General features: G+C 58.7%; 15 protein-coding genes. 6 read left to right on the top strand and 9 right to left on the bottom strand.

What is annotated here, in order from left to right; genetic code table 11:
• The first annotated feature begins 264 nt into the window (after nucleotides 1-264).
• Nucleotides 265-1,416, top strand: a complete 1,152-nt coding sequence (locus tag IPM54_40720; GenBank protein MBK9266098.1) for an ImmA/IrrE family metallo-endopeptidase — start codon at nucleotides 265-267, stop codon at nucleotides 1,414-1,416.
• A gap of 95 nt (nucleotides 1,417-1,511) precedes the next feature.
• Nucleotides 1,512-1,964: a hypothetical protein gene (locus IPM54_40715; protein ID MBK9266097.1), complete on the top strand. Its 453-nt coding sequence runs from the start codon at nucleotides 1,512-1,514 to the stop codon at nucleotides 1,962-1,964.
• A gap of 82 nt (nucleotides 1,965-2,046) precedes the next feature.
• Here the strand turns inward: IPM54_40715 and IPM54_40710 are convergent, their stop codons facing one another.
• Nucleotides 2,047-3,258, bottom strand: a complete 1,212-nt coding sequence (locus tag IPM54_40710; GenBank protein MBK9266096.1) for a thrombospondin type 3 repeat-containing protein — start codon at nucleotides 3,256-3,258, stop codon at nucleotides 2,047-2,049.
• 209 nt (nucleotides 3,259-3,467) lie between these two features.
• Between IPM54_40710 and murA the strand changes: the two genes are divergently transcribed.
• Nucleotides 3,468-4,739: a UDP-N-acetylglucosamine 1-carboxyvinyltransferase gene (murA, locus tag IPM54_40705; GenBank protein MBK9266095.1), complete on the top strand. Its 1,272-nt coding sequence runs from the start codon at nucleotides 3,468-3,470 to the stop codon at nucleotides 4,737-4,739.
• 17 nt (nucleotides 4,740-4,756) lie between these two features.
• Nucleotides 4,757-5,365, top strand: a complete 609-nt coding sequence (locus tag IPM54_40700) for an ATP phosphoribosyltransferase (protein MBK9266094.1) — start codon at nucleotides 4,757-4,759, stop codon at nucleotides 5,363-5,365.
• 3 nt (nucleotides 5,366-5,368) lie between these two features.
• On the opposite strand, the gene IPM54_40695 is transcribed toward IPM54_40700, so the two are convergent.
• The 7 genes from IPM54_40695 to IPM54_40665 form a co-directional block, all read right to left on the bottom strand.
• Nucleotides 5,369-5,644, bottom strand: coding sequence for a hypothetical protein (locus IPM54_40695; protein ID MBK9266093.1), 276 nt, complete (start codon nucleotides 5,642-5,644; stop codon nucleotides 5,369-5,371).
• Nucleotides 5,645-6,037: 393 nt separating this feature from the next.
• Nucleotides 6,038-7,267 carry an AAA family ATPase gene (locus IPM54_40690; GenBank protein MBK9266092.1) on the bottom strand — a complete coding sequence of 410 codons (1,230 nt, stop codon included), beginning with the start codon at nucleotides 7,265-7,267 and terminating at the stop codon, nucleotides 6,038-6,040.
• A gap of 72 nt (nucleotides 7,268-7,339) precedes the next feature.
• A complete protein-coding gene (locus tag IPM54_40685; GenBank protein MBK9266091.1) occupies nucleotides 7,340-8,377 on the bottom strand; it encodes a hypothetical protein in 1,038 nt (345 codons plus the stop codon).
• Nucleotides 8,374-9,255 carry a cytochrome c gene (locus IPM54_40680; protein ID MBK9266090.1) on the bottom strand — a complete coding sequence of 294 codons (882 nt, stop codon included), beginning with the start codon at nucleotides 9,253-9,255 and terminating at the stop codon, nucleotides 8,374-8,376. The genes IPM54_40685 and IPM54_40680 overlap by 4 nt, the downstream gene beginning before the upstream one ends.
• A complete protein-coding gene (locus tag IPM54_40675) occupies nucleotides 9,252-9,923 on the bottom strand; it encodes a hypothetical protein (protein MBK9266089.1) in 672 nt (223 codons plus the stop codon). Before IPM54_40675 ends, IPM54_40680 begins: the two co-directional genes overlap by 4 nt.
• Nucleotides 9,924-9,984: 61 nt before the next feature.
• Nucleotides 9,985-10,944, bottom strand: coding sequence for a hypothetical protein (locus IPM54_40670; GenBank protein ID MBK9266088.1), 960 nt, complete (start codon nucleotides 10,942-10,944; stop codon nucleotides 9,985-9,987).
• A gap of 3 nt (nucleotides 10,945-10,947) precedes the next feature.
• Nucleotides 10,948-11,832 carry an SPFH domain-containing protein gene (locus IPM54_40665; protein ID MBK9266087.1) on the bottom strand — a complete coding sequence of 295 codons (885 nt, stop codon included), beginning with the start codon at nucleotides 11,830-11,832 and terminating at the stop codon, nucleotides 10,948-10,950.
• 396 nt (nucleotides 11,833-12,228) lie between these two features.
• Here IPM54_40665 and IPM54_40660 point away from each other — a divergent pair, with 396 nt between their 5' ends.
• Both IPM54_40660 and IPM54_40655 read left to right on the top strand, forming a co-directional pair.
• Nucleotides 12,229-14,994 carry a CHAT domain-containing protein gene (locus tag IPM54_40660; protein MBK9266086.1) on the top strand — a complete coding sequence of 922 codons (2,766 nt, stop codon included), beginning with the start codon at nucleotides 12,229-12,231 and terminating at the stop codon, nucleotides 14,992-14,994.
• A complete protein-coding gene (locus IPM54_40655) occupies nucleotides 14,991-16,256 on the top strand; it encodes a metallophosphoesterase (GenBank protein ID MBK9266085.1) in 1,266 nt (421 codons plus the stop codon). The genes IPM54_40660 and IPM54_40655 overlap by 4 nt, the downstream gene beginning before the upstream one ends.
• Nucleotides 16,257-16,264: 8 nt before the next feature.
• Here IPM54_40655 and IPM54_40650 read toward each other — a convergent pair whose 3' ends face one another.
• Complete coding sequence (locus IPM54_40650) at nucleotides 16,265-18,277, bottom strand: hypothetical protein (protein MBK9266084.1); 2,013 nt, start codon at nucleotides 18,275-18,277, stop codon at nucleotides 16,265-16,267.
• Nucleotides 18,278-18,447 lie beyond the last annotated feature (170 nt).

The raw sequence follows: 18,447 nt of genomic DNA, 5'->3' as shown, positions 1-18,447 counted from the left end.
TGTCACCATGCTCGCCTATTCACGGTGTCCATGCCCCACACGAGCATTGTTTCGTTCATGGAAACGAGCCGCTCCCGCGATTGCACAGCCGTGGGGCTGTCACGGACGCATGTGTCATGCCGACGAACGCACTTTTGGATTGAGCGCCGACGCGACAATGGTGCACCGTGCACTCAGTGGCGAACACGTTCGACGATCCGGAAGCAATTGCGTCTCGCCGTTGCAATTGGTAGGATGCCTTCGCCTAGGTCGTGCGGTCTAAACATGAAAGAGCTCGTTGGACAAATTTTGCAGGCGCATCGGATAGCGGTACGACTGTCGTGCGAGGAGGTTGCGGAGCAGGCTCGCGTGCCGCTGGCGACGTTGGTTGCCTTCGAAAGCGGGAGTGGGCACATCACTGCCGCTGCGCTCGATCGAGTGTCCAACATTCTGGGCATCGATCCACACGCGCTGCGACAGGGGCGTATCGAGAGCACGCCGACCCTCACGATGTTCTTTCGCCAAGGGGTCTTTGCAGATTTTCGCGACACCGAGGACCAACCGAAAATCATGAATGCGTTCGAGCGGGCGCTCTCCCTCGTTGAGGTCAACGCGATTCTTGGCAAGCGCGCCAGCCTTCGCGAACGCTTTGTACCTGAGGAACCGACGCCAGAGGCATCGAAGGACGGGTATCGTCTCGCCCAAACGGTGCGTCGCGAGCTGAGCAACGAGGCTGATGCCATAAACGAGGCTGATGCCATAGGGGATATGATCGAGCTGCTGGAGGAGCAATTTCATATCCTTGTGCGCATAGAAAAGCTCGCTAGCGGGCGGATCGATGCGTTGTCATTGAAAGAAAGCAAAACGGGCGCGGCCGCAACAATTCTCAATGCAGCGAGCAAGCGACGGTTGAATGCGACAACCGATCGCGTCGACCTTGCGCATGAGCTTGGTCATATTTTGTTCGACTCATCGAATGAAAAAATCAATCTCATCGTCGATGAATACGATGACGAAAGCAAAGGCATGTTGCATGCTGAACAGCGTGCGCGTGCGTTTGCTGCCGAGCTGCTCATGCCGGCAGAAGGATTACGAAGAGTTTTGGGCCGTCCGAGCTATGAAATGACGCTGTCACGTTCCCTCGATATGGTCGACCGCGTCTGGCGCGAATTCGATACCCCCATCGAAATTGCGGTGAATCATTTAGTAAACCGTGAGTACATCGTGCACTTTCAGCGAGAGGCTTTAATCGATGAAGCACGACGGCGAGCTGCTGCAAAAGGCACGGTCTGCCCATCGACCATGCCAAGGGTACATGACTTGCTCACGCGACGTGTCATCGAAGCTCTTCGTCAGGGCTTGATCTCTGTCCGACGCGCACGCGAACTATTAAATCTAACTGTTTGGGACGAATTGCCTATCAATTGCGACGTGTGAGTATGTTTCGATACCTCCTTGATTCCGATGTGGTTATTCCATTTCAGCGAGCCAGTTGTCTTGATGACTTGGCGTCGGCTGCCACGCAGGTTCCGATGGCGATCGTCGACGACGTGCTCGACGAGTTGACGCAACCAAGAAGGCATATTGATCCCCTGACGAATTGGATGAAGGAGGCGGATCGAGTATTGAGAGCAAGCGCGATCGAAGTAATCGAAATTATCGCCAATACTAACGAAGATGCCATACGCACCCTTTTGAAAGCATCGGTCGGCAATGGTGAGGCGGCATCGATATCTGTTGCATCGCATCGATTGGATTTGATTTTTGTGACCGAAGACAACAAGGCCGTGCATGGCAATGCGAAGCTCTATCGACAATTGCCGGGTGAAGTGGGACGAATCATGGGATTGCACGCATTTCTACGGGTGCTCGTCGAACGCGACGCCCTTGCCCCTGCGCACGCCAAGACCGTTGCCACAGTGCGTGATCCGGCCCTGCCTCATTGGTGGACATCGTGGTTTGGGAGTATCCGCATCACGCAGTGACATGTTGTGGAGGTCGAATACCAACGCAGCGATTCAACCAGCAATCGGGAGGCGGGCAGCTTCTTGATTGCGGGGAGCGCATTCACGTCCCCCACGCTCGCTCCGGGCACCCGTCGTCGTCGTCAATCCCGTCTTCATCCTCTTTCTGCTTCGGACACTGATCCTCGCCATCCGGCACGCCGTCATTGTCGTTGTCCCCGTCCGGACAACCATCCTGATCTTCAAAACCGTCCTTGTCCTCGGGCAATTCACGGCATTGATCATCTTCGTCCGGCACTCCATCACCATCTTCGTCCCGCACGCGCGGGGCATACCCAAGCGTGAGCATCGCGCGCATCTGCCCCGAGCCAACGCCAAAAACGCCGCCCGAAATGCCTCCCGTCACATACATATCTCCAAGCGCAAGACGCGCTCCGGCGCCGATTTCGAGCGCCCTGATTTGAGGGTCGGTGCCAATGGGTCCTATCGGATAAAGCGGGAAATGCCCCTGACCTTCCAGCAAAAATGTCCAGCGCCCGCGAGGATCGATGCCCAACGCCTGAGGTCGGAAAGACAAACCAAACGAATAGGGAAGCTCGTGACCAAAACGCTGCGGACACTCGTCCTCGGGATCCAACGGAACGTTCGCGCAAGCAAAGCGCTCCGACTCTGCACGTAGCTTCACGCCTCCAGCCAAGTGCACGCCGAGCACCAAAAAACGCAGCTCCGCCAACAACCTGGCCGTGTTGGTGATGTGACCTTCGCCAAGAAACGACCCGCGATCGCCCGTCGGCACCGTGAATCGATCGTGTAGCGCCAGGGCAAACCCCCCCATCTTGCCCGCCGTCGGTTTGACCAAGACCAACTTGGCCGTGAACGCGACGTCGCCGAACGCGCGCTCCGGAATGTTCGTCGGTCCAAGCGCGTACGCCGAGCGATCGGTCGGCGTATCGCCCGTCTGCGCGATGATGAACGGCAAGTCGGCGCCCAGCGACAAACGCCCGAAAGCTCCGATGCTGCCCACGAGATCACCCGTGAGCTGATGCGTGATCACGCGAAACCTCTCACCCGTGTAGATTTCGCCGAGCTGCACGGGCAGGTACGCGTACGACAGTGACAAACCCACGTTGGCGTCGCCGTGTGCGGGCGTCGAAACCGGCTCGATGAACAGCCCTCCCGCAGGATCCGTCGATGGGCGAAAGCCGCGCAGATCGAGCGACGGGACGGGTTCCGGAGGTACGGCGCGCGCTGGGTTCGCTACGACAAACGCAGAAGTTGCGAGCAAAACTCGCAAGAAAGAAGGCAATTGACGCATGGTAAGCAGCGAAGGTTAGTACCGGTGAAACCACGAGGCAAAAGAACGAAGACGCATGTTGTATACCGAAAAAGCTGTACCGGGAAGAACCCCGTGGCCGTTTTTCGACGTGGACGCCGAGAACGCGTCGTGCACATGGATCGCGCTTTTCCCAAGCTCCTTCCGCCAAACGTTCGCCTTTCCGCAGAAACCGTGCGAAGAGATGCGCCATGGACGTCATCCGAGTTCGCGGCGGAAAAACGCTCTCCGGCAAAATCCGCATCAGCGGCGCCAAGAATGCCGCGCTGCCCATCCTGTGCGCCACCCTCCTCTCCGAAGGCGAGAGCATCCTCCGCAACGTGCCCGCTCTGCGCGACATCGAAACGACCGGTGAGCTCCTGCGCGTGCTCGGACGTCACGTCGTCGTCGATCCTCCCGTCGTACGCGTGCGCGGCGGCGGCGAAGCGAACCCGGAAGCTCCCTACGATCTCGTCAAGCAGATGCGCGCCAGCGTCCTGGTGCTCGGTCCTCTCGTCGCACGTTACGGGCGCGCCAAAGTGAGTTTGCCCGGGGGATGCCAAATCGGCTCGCGCCCCGTCGATCAGCACCTGAAAGGCCTCGAAGCGCTCGGCGCCACCATCCGTTTGTCGGGGGGCTACATCCACGCCGAATGCCAGCGTCTCAAGGGCGCCGAAGTCGTCTTCGACATGCCCACCGTCACCGGCACCGAGAACATCATGATGGCCGCCGCGCTCGCCAAAGGTCGCTCCACGCTCGTCAACTGCGCGCGTGAGCCCGAGGTCGAAGAGCTCGGACGCGTCTTGAACAAGATGGGCGCGCGCGTCGATGGCGCAGGCACCGACGTCATCCACATCGAAGGCCGCGATGACCTCGACCCGTTCGATCACGCGATCATCTCGGACCGCATCGAAGCGGGCACGTACATGGTCGCAGCAGCCGCGGCGGGCGGTGACGTGCTGCTCGAAGGCGCGCCGCTCGAAGACCTCGAAGTGGTGGTCGCCAAACTTCGTGCGACAGGCGTCGAGGTGGGGCGTGAAGGCGACTCGGTGCGCATCAAGCGTGACCCGGACAAACCGCTCAAGGCGGTGGACGTGCTCACGGCGCCGCATCCTGGGTTTCCCACGGACATGCAAGCGCAGTTCATGGTCCTCATGTGTTTGGCCAAGGGAACGTCGCGCATCGTCGAGACCATTTTCGAGAATCGATTCATGCACGTGCCCGAATTGCGGCGCATGGGGGCAACGATCGACATCGATGGACACACGGCGCACGTGATTGGGGGCAATCCATTGTCTGGAGCGAAGGTGATGGCGACGGATTTGCGCGCCAGCGCGTCGCTCGTGATTGCAGGAATGCTCGCGACCGAGGGCGAAACCGAAGTGCTTCGCGTGTATCACCTCGATCGCGGCTATGAATACATGGAGCGGAAACTCGCGGCGCTCGGGGCCGACACCGTGCGTATCAAGGGGCAAGCTGGGTGAGCGTTTTGCCGCTTTCGATGGCGGTGCCCAAGGGGCGCATTCTGAAGGTGCTCGCGCCGCTTTTCGAGCGCGCGGGGCTCGATGTTGCGCCTCTTCTATGCGACGATCGGCGTCTCGTGCGGGATTCGGCCGATGGTTCCATGCGGTACGTTTTTCTGAAGCCCGACGACGTGCCCACGTATGTCGAATATGGTGCGGTGGACTTGGGCATTGCGGGTCGCGACACGCTGCTCGAAAAGAAAGCCGACGTCTACACGCCGCTCGATTTGCGGATTGGCGTGTGTCGGCTCGCTGTCGCGGGCCCTCGAGGGAAAACCCCGCCGGACTTGCCGCGCGTCGCGACGAAATATCCAAGCGTGACGGCAGCGCATTTTGCAAAAAAGGGGATTCAGGCGGAGGTGATCCCGGTATCCGGCTCGGTCGAGCTCGCGCCGCTCGTGGGTTTGGCGGACTTGATCGTCGATGTCGTCGAGACGGGAAAAACGTTGCAAGAGAACGACCTATACGTCATCGAGGACGTAGCCGACGTGAGCACGATGTTGATAGCGAATCGTGCGGCGTACAAATTGCGAGCGGCGGAGATCCGGCCGCTTTGTGAGGCGATTGGCAAGGCGGTTGGCGCGTGAGTGCTACTTTTTCCGCGTCGGAGCGCTCATCGATTGGGTTTGTGCCAATGAAACCGGCGGGTAGACGCCGGGACTGCTCGTCGAGCCGAGGAACTTCAATGCGCGCTCGAGCGTTCCGAAGGACCGAACGTTACCAGAGCGAAGCCTCGAAAAATCGACCATTCGAGTCAGCGCAACCTGATCCAAAGATTCCTTGTACGCTTTGTTCTTTGGATACAAGTTGTCCGTGAGCCACCCTTTGGCATTACGAACCTCTTCGGCGTCGCCCTCCCAGTGCACGTCGGATTGAGTTGCAAGCCATCTCGAATTCGCTTACCAGCCATGTTCTTCACGCACGGCAGGAACCACGCTTCGAATTCGCGTCGTGCGAGCACCACTGCGGTGGGAAACGGCAAATGCAACGAGGCAATCCAGCTCGAGGTCAAGGGGCCATTCGTCGCGGGGCAATCGTCCGCGTCATCCGCATCTCTGAGTATCAGCGCGGCCGAACATTTCTTTTCGCTGCGTAAAAGTTCGCACATGCGTTCGATGCTGGTTCGCTTGTGCAAGGAATCGAATGCGCGTTTCGGTCTCTCCCAGTGCAATGTTGGGAGACCCAAATCGCGCCAAAGTCGATCGACCAATATCCGAGCAGCCTCGATTTCGCCATGTCCCTCGACAATGATGAACCCTTTATTCATCACTTGCCGATCCTTCGGGACGAAGCCCTTCGGCATGGAGCAGCTCACTCGTCGAGAAAAGGCGTTTTCGCACCAATTCCCGCTGGCGTTCTTCGACGGCGGCAACAGTGGTGACTCCACTTTTCCGCTCCACCACGCGAATGCAATCGATATCGAATAAATCCATCAATTCGGGACTGTGGGTCGTAATGACGATTTGGCTGCGTTTGGATGCTTCGACGAGATAGTCGTAGAGGATCGGCAGCGCACCCGGATGCACGGCAAGCTCGGGTTCCTCGAAACCAATGAGCGCCGGGGCAGGTTCTTGAAACAATGCCGTCAGCATCGCGGCAATGCGCAGCGTACCATCCGACTCTTGCGCTGCGCCCCGCCAAATGCCTTTCCCACCACGTCCTTTGCCGTGGCGAAATTCCGGAATGACGTAGCCGCCTGCTTGCACGACGCGATAGTCGTCGATATCGCCGGTGATTTTATGCAGCGCCGCGGAAAGCTCGGCGCCCCATTCTCTTTTGTTCAGTGCTTTGAGCGTGGATGCCCAATTGTCGCCCGACGACATCATGGGTTTGACGGGATTCGGGTTTTGGGCGGCACGAAGCGTGTTGGGGAAGAGAGAATAAACAGCAATGCGCTGGAGTTCGGCGGACAAACCGTTCATCGTGGAAACGCTGGTAAGGACGAGATCAAGGCCTGCGCTGGCGGCGAGAAATGGATCGCGCATTGGGGGTCGAATTACACTGCGGGCGTGATAAAAATTCTGCCACTTTTTGGCGGAAAAGAAGCGATTCGCTAAATCACTGCCGTCCTTCGATCGCAAGAAATCGTTGAGTTGCGGACCCTGGGCGGGCTCCGGTGAAGGCACAAAGCTGGCGAATTCTCGCCGCAAATAATAGATTTCTGCATCTGGATCGCGCTCATCTGCATCTTCATTCGCCCGAAATGAAAAGCCCCAGAAACCCGATCCAGAATCGTTCGCGCATTCGATGGCGAGCTCAATCTCGTGACGCTTGCCCGGACTCCATCGAGATAGGCCCCGAACTCCTAACCGTTTGGCAACTGCATCCGACAAAGAATTGTTTACGCATTCGTGCAAAAACCGCAGCACATCGATGATGTTGCTTTTGCCCGATCCATTCGGCCCCACCAGCACGGTAAGCGGTCCCAACCGAAGGTCGAGCCCCTCACCGATGCTCTTGTAGTTGCTGGCGTACAGCCTCGTGATCATCGCCGTTCGCTCTAGCACCTTCAGGCCCTCGTGGGAACCCCCTGTTCGAACACGTTTGCAGCTCGTGCGGGCTCAAGGGAGCCGGTCAAGCCCATACAGCGGCCCATCGCATCCTTTTCCCGGCCACGTGCCCAAATCCCGCGGATGCTTCCGCAAATGCTCCATCACCAGCGCATGCACCGCCGCCAAATGCTCGAGCGTGCTCCAGGGGCGCGGCAACTCCGACGATACGTCCATCAACGAGTGCCGAGTTTGGCGCAGCATATCGACGAGCCTTCCGCGCAACGTTTCGATCGCCGCATCGTTTGCCGCCCGCGGAAGGATCAATGTGCGAGAACCGTCAAAAATACTTTGAAACGGTCCGTGGGCAAACGACAACACATCCCATACCGATGGGTCGTGCATGTCGAGGCATTCGAGCAGCGTCCAGCGCAATAGATGACTCAGCTCGGCGCCGTCCAGCCCATACACCAAAAACGCCGGCGGTCGCTCGATCAAGTCCACATCGCGTATGGGCCTTCCGAGTCGCCTTTCCATCGCGTCTGCGCACTTTTTCAAGTGCTCGCCAATCTCTGCGGGCCTCTGCTCCGTCGTAGAAAGCGTCGCCAGCGCCAGCGCCACGGCGGATGCGACAGCCGGCCCCGTCACGCGCAACAAAAACCCCGCTTCCCCTTCCGGCGGATGTCGTATCACCATCAATCGCTGAAGACCTCGCGATGGAGGCTTTTCCTCGATGGGCACATCCGGACCACATACGAGAATGGTCGTCGTGAAATCTTCGCCTGCTTCGAGTGCCATTTGCGCATTCGGCGAAAGCGCTTGCGAAAAAACGACCAGCCGCGAAGCGTGGCGCCCCTCCGTCATCGCTCGATGATCCCCCGCCAATAGGCCCGAAAGCGGAATGAACTGGGCTTGTCGATGCGGTCCCGACAAACGCGACGCCAAAAGCCTGGCCGGCCCTTCGGATGCACCAATGCCAGTGACGCAGATGGTGCTCGCATACTGCAAAGTCGTCGCGACCGGACGCAACCTATCCACGTCCAGTCCACGCACGAGCTCGGGCACCGCGAAACACCGACGCTCCAAAAGCGCCACGGATTCATGCGTCAATGGGCACCCCCGTTTTTCTGTGCATCGGGATCGTGTTTATGCGCTTGCATGACGCGGAAATAGGCAATGAGACCATCGAGATCCGTTTTCGTGAGCTGCAAATGCGCCGGCATGTTGCCATAACGAAACGTAGCGGGATTGAGGATGTATTCGCGTATCTGTTCTTCCGGACGATATTCGACGATGCTCTTCGGCACGTTCAGCTCCGGACCCACGCGCCCGCCTTCGCGATTGATGGCATGACAACGAATGCAATACGTCTTGAAAATGCCATACCCGTGCGCTGCCGGATCGTCTTTCGCAACCTTCGGATCGGTATGCGGAAACGCCGTCTCGAACGAAACGATGTCGAACGACGCCAATTGCCACGGCCTTGGATGCGTATCCAGCGACGTTTGCGTTGGTTTGCTCCAGACCAGGTAAAACGGACCCGGATTCGCCTGTTGCGGACCAATCGGATCCCACCCGCTCGGTTTGTCCAAATCCTCGAACGCAATGCACGCTCCCCCTTCCAAAAGCCGTTCTCCCGATAGCGGTACGGTATACCCATCCGCCGCTCGCAGCAGCCAATGGTGCGTGCGTAACGATGCAACGTCTGCTGCGTACGCCTTCGTGAGAATGCCTTCGATGGGCAATGCGCGAAAACGCCGCACGTTTTGGTAATACGGATCGAATCCTTCGACGACCACTGGAGGGAAACGTTCGAGCAGCTCGAAAAGTGACGACCGCCCGATTTCATTCCCTTCGCGTTTGAATGTGAGTATCGACGAGCGCTGTTGTTCTGCGCTGATTCGCGTCGTTTCCGTTTTATGCTGACAACTCGGCGCGAAAACACCGAGCATCATGCACAAAAGAGCCGCCGATACGCGACATTTCATGGCCGCAGTTCCTTGGGAGCCGTGAGCGCGACGAACCACACGAATCCCACGTAATAGAGCACATTCGGAACGATGCGCAAAAGGTGCCCCCAATCATGTCCGCTGAGAATCACGACGTCCGCCGTAGCCCAAAGTGCATAAAAGACCAGCTCGAAGAGGACGATGCCGCGTAACCATCGTTTTTGCTCTTTGGATGCGTCACTCGGCGGAAGCACGCGCCAGGCGAATACGGATGCGACCACGATGAACAGCGATTCGTACAGCAAAAACATCCAGCGCACATCGGCTTTCGGAAAAAAGCCTTGCTGCGCAAAATACGACGTTGCCGGAACGATCAGGCTCACCAAAAAGGTTTTACCGAAAACTCGGGAAATCGTGCGTTGGCTCGAGAATGGTCGCGAATACCTCTCCACGAGAAAGAAAAACCGCGTGTCGCCAAGGATGATGAATGGAAACGGCACGATGGAGAGCATCGACGCGGACAAGGGCGAGAGCCCACCCGTGATGATGCAATCGGCCATGGCGAGAAACGCATAGGCAAAAAGAAGTTTTCGTAAGAAGGCATCGCCGCCTTTACGAAAAACCAAATTCAATACAAAAAGCACGTTTCCGAGCAGCAGTAGCCCCGGATTGTGCCACGGTGATTGGTAAATGCTCGAGTAGGGCATGACGCAAGGCGGAGTGCCTAAGTGCTTCCGACGAAACGTGTAAAGAACCCGGGCGTCTCCGTCAAGATCGACGCCCCAACGCTTCCGATAACACGCGAAGAACCTCGACACTTGCCGCTTCCACCGCATCCGGCGACTCGATCGCTCGGTCCGAAAGCCGCAAACGATCGACTTCCATTTCGTCGGACTCGATGGATTTGGGCTTCTTGAACCACTGCTTTGGCGAGCCTTTCGTCAATTCGAGCAGCGCGAGTTTATCTTGGTATACGAGCGCCAAAAGCGTTCGCTCGTCGTCCCGCGCGATCGGGACGGTCACCACGTTTCTCCGCTCGAGCGACTGCACCAGCAACGCCTCGGGTCCAGGCGCAGAGTGCGTCTCTACGAACCGTACCCCCAAAAACACCGCCGTCGTCGTGTCCGCCGCCGTCACCGCCGCACTCCGCACCGCGCGCATCAGCCGATCGCCAAAGGCAGGATCCCGCTCCGCCTTCGCAAAATCCGGCGCGTCCAGCCTGAGCACGAATCGCCGCACGCTGCGCGCACCCGTCGCCACGATCGCATCTTCGAGCGTCGCGCGTTCCAGCGCACGCGCAGAAACCTCGTCCTGCTCCGCCCAGCAAAGCGCCACGGCACCGCCCAGCACCGAGTCTGTCGCGGGCGCCTCGGGCAAACGCACGGGTGCGTCCCGGTACCCGCGGTGAAACCCAAGTTGTGACGGCGGCAGCGCGAGCACCAAGTACAGGTTTTCGAGCTCCGTTTCAGGCGTGCGCACCGCCGCGGCGAACGCATCTCGCAGCGTTTCCAAACGCGTCGTCGACGACGAAAGCATCACGTGATCCGCTGCGGAAACGACGAGCGCGATGCGATGCGCCGCGACGTCGCGCGCGCCCATCGTCCAGCGTTCGGCTCGCCCCGCGACTTCGACGACGCTCCTGCGCACGAGCGCCCCGATTTCCCGCTGTCCGCGAGCTTCCAAGAGCGCTGCGACACCCACTGCGAGTGACTGCTCGTCGACGTGCACGGCTCAGATCTTCCGACCCGCTGCGTAGTTCCGCTGCGCTTGCACCACCGCTTCTGCTTCGGCGATCGCTTCCGCTTCGTATTGGGACGCTGTTTTCAACGCTTGGTCCCCTTGGTTGTCCACGCGCAGCTTCGCCGGCTCGGTCACCGCTGCTTCCGTCATGGCCGCCGCCGTGTGACGTACCTCGTCGTAGGGTTTGGCGAGGTCGAAGATCACCTTCGTTGTGCCTTGCGCCAAGTTTGCCAGCGCTTCGAAACGCCGCAGTTCCATGGCTCCCGGCGACTTCGACAAAATGCCCGCTGCCTCGGCGAAGTTCTTCGCGCTCTCCACATCCGCTTCGCTCTTGATGATGACGTACTTCCGATCGCGTTCGGCAATGGCCACTTTCGCGAGCACTTCTTGCATCTGCGGCGGGAGCTGCACGTCTTGGAGACCGATCTGCTCCACGTGCAATCCCCACTGCGACACCGTCGATTCCACCTGACTGCGCACCTTCGCCGCGACTTCTTCGCGATGCGAAAGCAGCTCGTCGAGGCGCGTTTCACCGACCACGTCGCGCAAGACGACCTTCGCGCGATCCTTGATCGCCGCCTCGTAGTTTTCCACGGCGAGCGTTGCTTTTTCGGGATCGACGACTTTGTAGTACAAAACCGTGTCGATCATCGTCGTCACGTTGTCGCGCGTGATGACCATCTGCCGCAGCAAGTCTCGGTTTTTCGTGCGTGTGTCGATGACGCGCAGGTTCTGAAAACCAGGCAGAAACAGCGTCAATCCTGGCTCGACGCGACCGCTCAATTTGCCCAGCGTGAAGCGCAGCGCGACTTCCCATTGGTTGACCTGCTTCAGCCCTTTCAGCAGGTAGATGAAACCCAACATGCCAAAGACCATGCCGACTGCGGTGAGCGCTTCCATGGGCGCAATGTAACCGGCAAACGCGCGCGCATCACCGTCTATCAGCCAAGCCGAACGCGGTCTTCGAAGTTCGCGCCCGAGCCCATGTCGATGACGAGGGATTTCGACCTTCCCGGTGCGGACATTGCGCCTGACACGCAGGTTTTGCGCTCGCAAAACCCGCGCAATTCTCCAAAGCGTAGCAAATCCTGCGCGGCACGACCCTTGCTCCATTCGCCCGCGTCGCTGGCACCTCGAGCTTACTCAGCGTCTGACTGAGTCTCGAGCCACGTCGTGAGAAGAAGCATTGCTTCTTTTCGCTCCTTCTGCGTCGTTCGTTCAAGTGGAAGGTTCATTTTTGTGCGATTCTCTTTTCATCAACCGATCGTCGACATGCGCAGCCCCATGGCGGCGCAACCGCAAGACGCACGACTTACCGCACCGCGCTGGCCCGAGCCCGCGGATTCGTCGTTCATTCGTGGCTTTGGCGGTGTCGAGCGCCGAGCGCCGAGCGATATCGCCTGGTTTGGCGAATCGCATGTCGTCAGCGCGCACGGCGTCGCGCGTTTTCCCATCGATAGCCTCGCGGGATTGGATAAATCGGCGAGCGTCGATTTCCGCCAAGTTTCGTCCGATGGTCGAGCGCTGGTGCGATTCGACGTGGGCTTGTCGCTCGGCACCCATGATTCGAAGACGCCGCATAAGCTCGCTGCACTCCTGAGCATGTTGATTGAAGTTCATCGGTGGGGGCATGTTCGGCCCGTTCCCCTGGGCAACTCGGGTGCATTGCTCGCGCGAGAGTACGCCCGAGCCACGAGTCTCGAGAAGCACGCACCGAAAAGCACCGAACGTGTCATTGCAGGAAAACCGCTTCTTTATATCGAGTTATACGATCCGAAAGTCCAAGAATTGGATTTCGGACCTTTCGAAGTTACCCAGCGCATGAAGTTTCCGGGCTTCGACATCGAATGCATCGATGCCGCGGTGGATGGGCAACCCGTCGCCGTCTTCGTATGCCGCTACCAAGCGAACGCGGACACATCGAAAGGCCGGCAGGCACGCAATTGCATCGTCAGAATGCACGCTCGAGTCGAGGGACTGCGTGGAATGCTGGGTTGGCTTCTCCGCCGCGCCGAGCCGCATTACGCGAATTTGCTAGACGCTGCCGCTCCCGCGCTTCCGCCGCCCGATATGCCGGAAGCTCAATGGATTTCGACGATATTGTACAAAGGAATGCGCAAAGTCCGCGAGGGGTGTCGCGAGGCCGAACGTTTGTCGATTCCATCCGAGCCCATTCTCGGCGGGCTTGGCCGCGCTCCGGCGACGCCCGAGCAAGTCGCCGAGATTGGCAATGCCGTAGCATCGGTTCTCACGCAGATTGCCACGCCGCAAGGCTCTCGCCTTTCCATCGTAAAAAGCCTCTCCGAGCACGCCACGATGCTCGCCCAGGAAGCCGCGCCCATCGAGCATTTTGCGCAGCCACCGCGGGTATTGGAGCCCATGCCGCAGGGGTTTCTTGCTTGGAACACGCGTCTCGATGGCGCGCCGGAGGCCGAAAAAAAGCGCGAGCTCGTCGCCAATACGATTTATCGGCTGCGCACCGAGCTATCGTCGAAGCGCGATATCGATGGACTGACTCCTCTCGGTGTCGCTGGCATTCAAATCGCGCCCGGGGGAGAGCAGGAAGTTCCCGTGCGTTTTCGCATGAGTGCTCGTGGCGCGGGTTTGCGTGCGGTGGGTCGGAATGCCGAATTCGCGTCGGAGGTGGAGAGCGAGCTCATTGTGTGTTCCTTATCGGAAGGAACGCCGCCGTTCGAGGTGGAGCTGCGACCCGATGCGGGTGATAAGGTATCGATTGACCTCATTTTGGTTGTCCGTGGCATGATGGTTTTGATGACCAACGTGAGCTTTCGCGTCGGATCGGCTGCTCAACCGCCTGCGCCCGTGCCCGTGCACGTGTCGTTCAGCGCAATCAGCTCGGCGCCAGGCGTTGATGTGGTTTTGTTTCATGGCAAAAATGGTGACCTGTTCTCCAGCATGAAGGGCAAGGCAGGGGGAGCGACGCCAACGGCATGGGCTTCGAACATACTCGGCCCAACGGTAGCGGCATTGCGTGGGCAATTGAATGAGCTATCGCGCAGCTACAGCGCGCGACTCGACGAGAACGATCCGTTTTGGGGCCTTGCCATTGAAAAGCCGCAGGACATGCTTTTCGAGTTTGCCCGTGCGGGAAGCGATCTTCACAGGGCGCTATTTCGGTGTGCTCCGACGCCCGATGACCGAGCAAAGCTCGAAATGCTGCGCGAATCGCTCGAACAGTTATCGGGATACATGCAAATCTACGTCCCCGACTTCGTACCGTGGTCCATTTTATATGACGGTCCCAAACCCAAGAAGGCGGAGGATGTCGATGTTCGCAGATTTTGGGGTCATCGATTTCGCATTTGTCGTGCCTGGGATTCGACGCTTCGGGCAGTACCGCCCGCGATATTGGGTGAGGGTGCGCCGCTTTCGATGCGCGCCTGCATCGATCCGCATTTGGCAAAAGAGCAGGGGCCCGTTTGCGTGGAGAATCAGGTGAGTTTCTTCGAGAAACTTGGTGGAGCGCTCATCGGGAACGAGACGGAGCTTCACAATTTCCTCAAAACTCCCGACGATCCTTGCAACTTCCTCTATTTCTTCTGCCACGCGGACGTGAGCGGGCAGTTGGACGACCTGAAGCTATTCAACAGCGGCGTCGATGTGCGGGACAGCAAGATTTGGCTCGATCAACAGGCGATTTCGGTGGACGATATGCAAGAGTATCGCAAGAGCAATCTGCCCGGAAAACCGCTCGTTTTCATGAATGCGTGCTCTTCGGCAAAGCCTGGACTGCTTTACATGAGCCCCTTCATCGAGCTCTTCATGGGTAAATGGTCCGCGGCGGGGTTCATCGGGACCGATTGGAAGGTTCCAACCGTATTTGCCGACGCATTCGGACGGCTCGTCTTGACTGAGCTATTGAAAGAGGGCAAGACCATTGCCGAAGCATTTCATTGCGCACAAACCATCGCGTTCGAAAAATATCACAACCCGTTCCCGCTCATCTATGCCCTCTACGGGCGCCCGGATCTCGTCGTGCGCCGAGCCATGAGCGGACTGCAAGGAGACATGTCGTGAATTTGGAAGGTTTTGTGGTCAGCGACCTGCATCTCGGTGACGGTCAAAAACCGCTCGAGGATTTCCGCGATGACGAAAAGCTCGCAAGCTTCGTCGAATCCATCGCGAAACCAGGTAAAACGCTCTTCATCAATGGGGATTTCATCGATTTCGCACAGATCCCACCATTCGAAGTGGCCGAGCCGAGTTACCTGCTCTGGGACGAAGAAGCGTCGGTGAAAAAGCTCCAACTCGCGCTCGCTGCGCATTCGCAGTCATTCGATGCGTTGCGGCGTTTCCTCGAGGCTGGGGCGGATTTGCGCATTCACATCGGCAACCACGACCTCGATCTTGCATGGCCCAGGGTGCAAACGCTCCTTCGGCAGCGATTGGGGGCCGAGCAAAACGAGCGATTGCAATTCGAAATTCGCGGCAGCCTGTATCATGGCGTTCACATCGAGCATGGTCATGCTTTCACGCCGGAGAATGCTCCGCGCGAATTGGAGAAGTTCATTCACGAATGGCCGAACGGAAGTGGCAAGCAATGGCTCGAACGCGTGTGGGGCACGGACTTCATGCTCCGGTTCTACAATGACCTCGAGCGCCGGTATCCGTTCGCCGATTCGGTAAAACCCATGGCCACCGTGCTTTGGCATGGTGTGCGAAAAAAGTGGATTGGTGGAGCCGAAGTCGTGCATTTGCTCAAGTTTCTGAAAGCGCGTGGATTGCCGATTGGTGCCATTGCGGGCGCGGTGCTCGGGGAAGAAAGCACGCCGACGCCACCGATGGTTGCTGCAGGATTCGCCGAGCCTGCGTGGCAGAAGGTCATTCTCGAACGAATGTCTCAGGATCCGCAGTTTCGCGACGAAATCAAAAACAGTCTCGATGCGCTTCCTCGTGAAGACAAGGCGGTGCTCGCGCAGGGCGGACGCGTCGAGGTGGGTGTGCAGACGAAGCCCGAGGGTGCGGTGCTCGGGATTTTTCGTGAAGATCGCGAATTGCGAGCGGCGCGCGAGCACCTTGCGAAGCCAGGCGTGACGCACGTCGTTTACGGTCATACCCACGCCATCGTCAATGGAGCGCTCGATGGAGCCCTGTACAATCCGGGAACGTGGCTACCCGAGCTCGATTTGAATTCTCCTGCGGTGAAGGAAAAAATCAGCGCCAATGGGCTATCGCTGGAGATGCTCGAAGATCAGTCACTTTATCGGGTGAAACGAACGGTCGTGCATATCGAGCCGCAAACGCCGAATGCATCGCGCGTGTCGCTCGTCGAGGTATGAATTACGCTCTAGAACAGCGTATGCGCGCTCGATATGGGGCTGAAGCAATGCGTGTCGGAGCCTGCCGGCCCGTAGATCGAACCTCCCGAACGATTGCCGTAGCCATCGTGTGCGGAGTAGCGTCCGACCCACCAATCGAAGTACACGCCGTTCATGGAGCCCGCACCCGCCGCGGCAAACGTGTTGACGAGAACTCCCGCGGCGGTGTACACGATATAGTTGAGGCTCGAGCTGCTGCCCTGGTGCGCGGCGAAATAATAATATGCGCCGTCGAACGCAAACGTGCTACCATAACATGGATTGGCGGGAGCACATTGCGCGGCGGTTGGCAATGGTGCGCTGAGACTGACCGAGCCGAGGTAGGTCAAGGTCGCTGAGCCGGCGGTCGTGCCATAACGACGGATTGCGGTCCCGTCGTAACACAAAAACTCCGTTGCCGAGGACGACGTCAATCGGCACCCCGATGCAAATCCATCACTGAAGACGGCTTGCACCCCGGCGGTGAGCAAGCCCGTAGCGGCATTGATGCTGACGACGGAGAACTGGCTCGAATTGGCAGGACCGACGCCGTCGACCGAAGGCGCATTGCTGTAAACGACGGTCGCCGTGGCCGGGATCGACACCATGCGTGCGTGGATTTGCGTTCCGTTGTTGGGCGAACTTGGGTATACGTTGGTGGCTTGGGGGAAAGCCCAATACCCATTGGTTGAAAACTCGCCGGTCAAGATGACATTCGACGGACGATGCCAAATGCTGTTGGTGAGGTTGTTCGGGAATCGGTATGTTTCCGCAATGGTGTCGAAGACGGTGGCAGGGTTTGGCGTGCCGGTCAAGACGTAGTATCCCGTAGGAGCTGTGCAGGCGCCAGCGAAGCAGGTATTTCCCAAAGGACAAACGTTCCCGCAGGTGCCGCAGTTGTTCGTATCGGTGCTCGTGTCGACACACGCCCCATTGCAAAGCGTATTGCCGCCGGAGCAAAGCGGAATGCATTGACCGCTCACGCAATCCGTACCGGCCCCGCATACGGTATTGCAAGCGCCGCAGTTGTTCGGATCGACGTCCGTGTCGACGCAGGCGCCATTGCAGAGCGTCGTTCCACCGACGCAGCTCAGGGTGCATTGACCCGCGGAGCAAACCTGTCCGTCGGTGCACGCGTTTCCGCAAGTGCCGCAGTTGCTCGGATCGACGTCCGTGTCGACGCAGATACCATTGCACGCGGTCGTTCCACCGACGCAGGTCAATCCACATTGACCCGCGGAGCAAACCTGTCCATCGGTGCACGCATTTTCGCACGTGCCGCAATTGCTCGGGTCGACGTTGGTGTCGACGCAGATACCATTGCAGAGCGACGTTCCGCCGACGCAAGTCAATCCGCACTGACCCGCGGAGCAAACCTGTCCGTCGGTGCACGCATTCCCGCACGTGCCGCAATTGTTCGGGTCGACGTTGGTGTCGACGCAGATACCATTGCAGAGCGACGTTCCGCCGACGCAAGTCAATCCGCATTGACCCGCGGAGCAAACCTGTCCATCGGTGCACGCATTCCCGCACGTGCCGCAATTGCTCGGGTCGACGTTGGTGTCGACGCAGATACCATTGCAGAGCGACGTTCCGCCGACGCAGGTCAATCCGCATTGACCCGCGGAGCAAACCTGTCCATCGGTGCACGCATTTTCGCACGTGCCGCAATTGTTCGGGTCGACGTTGGTGTCGACGCAGATGCCATTGCAGAGCGACGTTCCGCCGACGCAGCTCAGCCCGCATTCACCTGCCGAGCAAACTTCACCGGGTGCGCATGCCTTATCACAAGCTCCGCAATGGCTAAGATCGTTGCTCAAGGTCACGCAAACACCGCAATCCACCTGACCCATTCCGCACGTCACGGTTCCTCCCGAACCGGAGCCCGTCGTCGTCGTCGAGCCATCCGAGCTACAACCGGCTGCAGTCGTGAAGACCCCCGTGAACATCATGGCAATCGCGGCGCTGGCGATGCGGCACATCGTTGATTTCGTATACTTCATCGAGATCTCCAATTCGAAAGCACGTGGTGGGTTGGGATGCTGTCTTTACCCTTCTCACGAGACACACTGAATTGCTAGTGCAAAATCTGGGCGTTTGAAAGTCACATGTCCGTGCCTCCAAAACCTGATCGATTTCCTCGAACACCGAGTCGATCAAATGCGCAGTGCCA

Source organism: Polyangiaceae bacterium (assembly GCA_016715885.1).
In the GTDB taxonomy this organism is placed as follows: domain Bacteria; phylum Myxococcota_A; class Polyangia; order Polyangiales; family Polyangiaceae; genus Polyangium.
The sequence above is the reverse complement of the archived record's forward strand: the minus strand, read 5'-3'. Positions and strand labels throughout refer to the sequence as shown.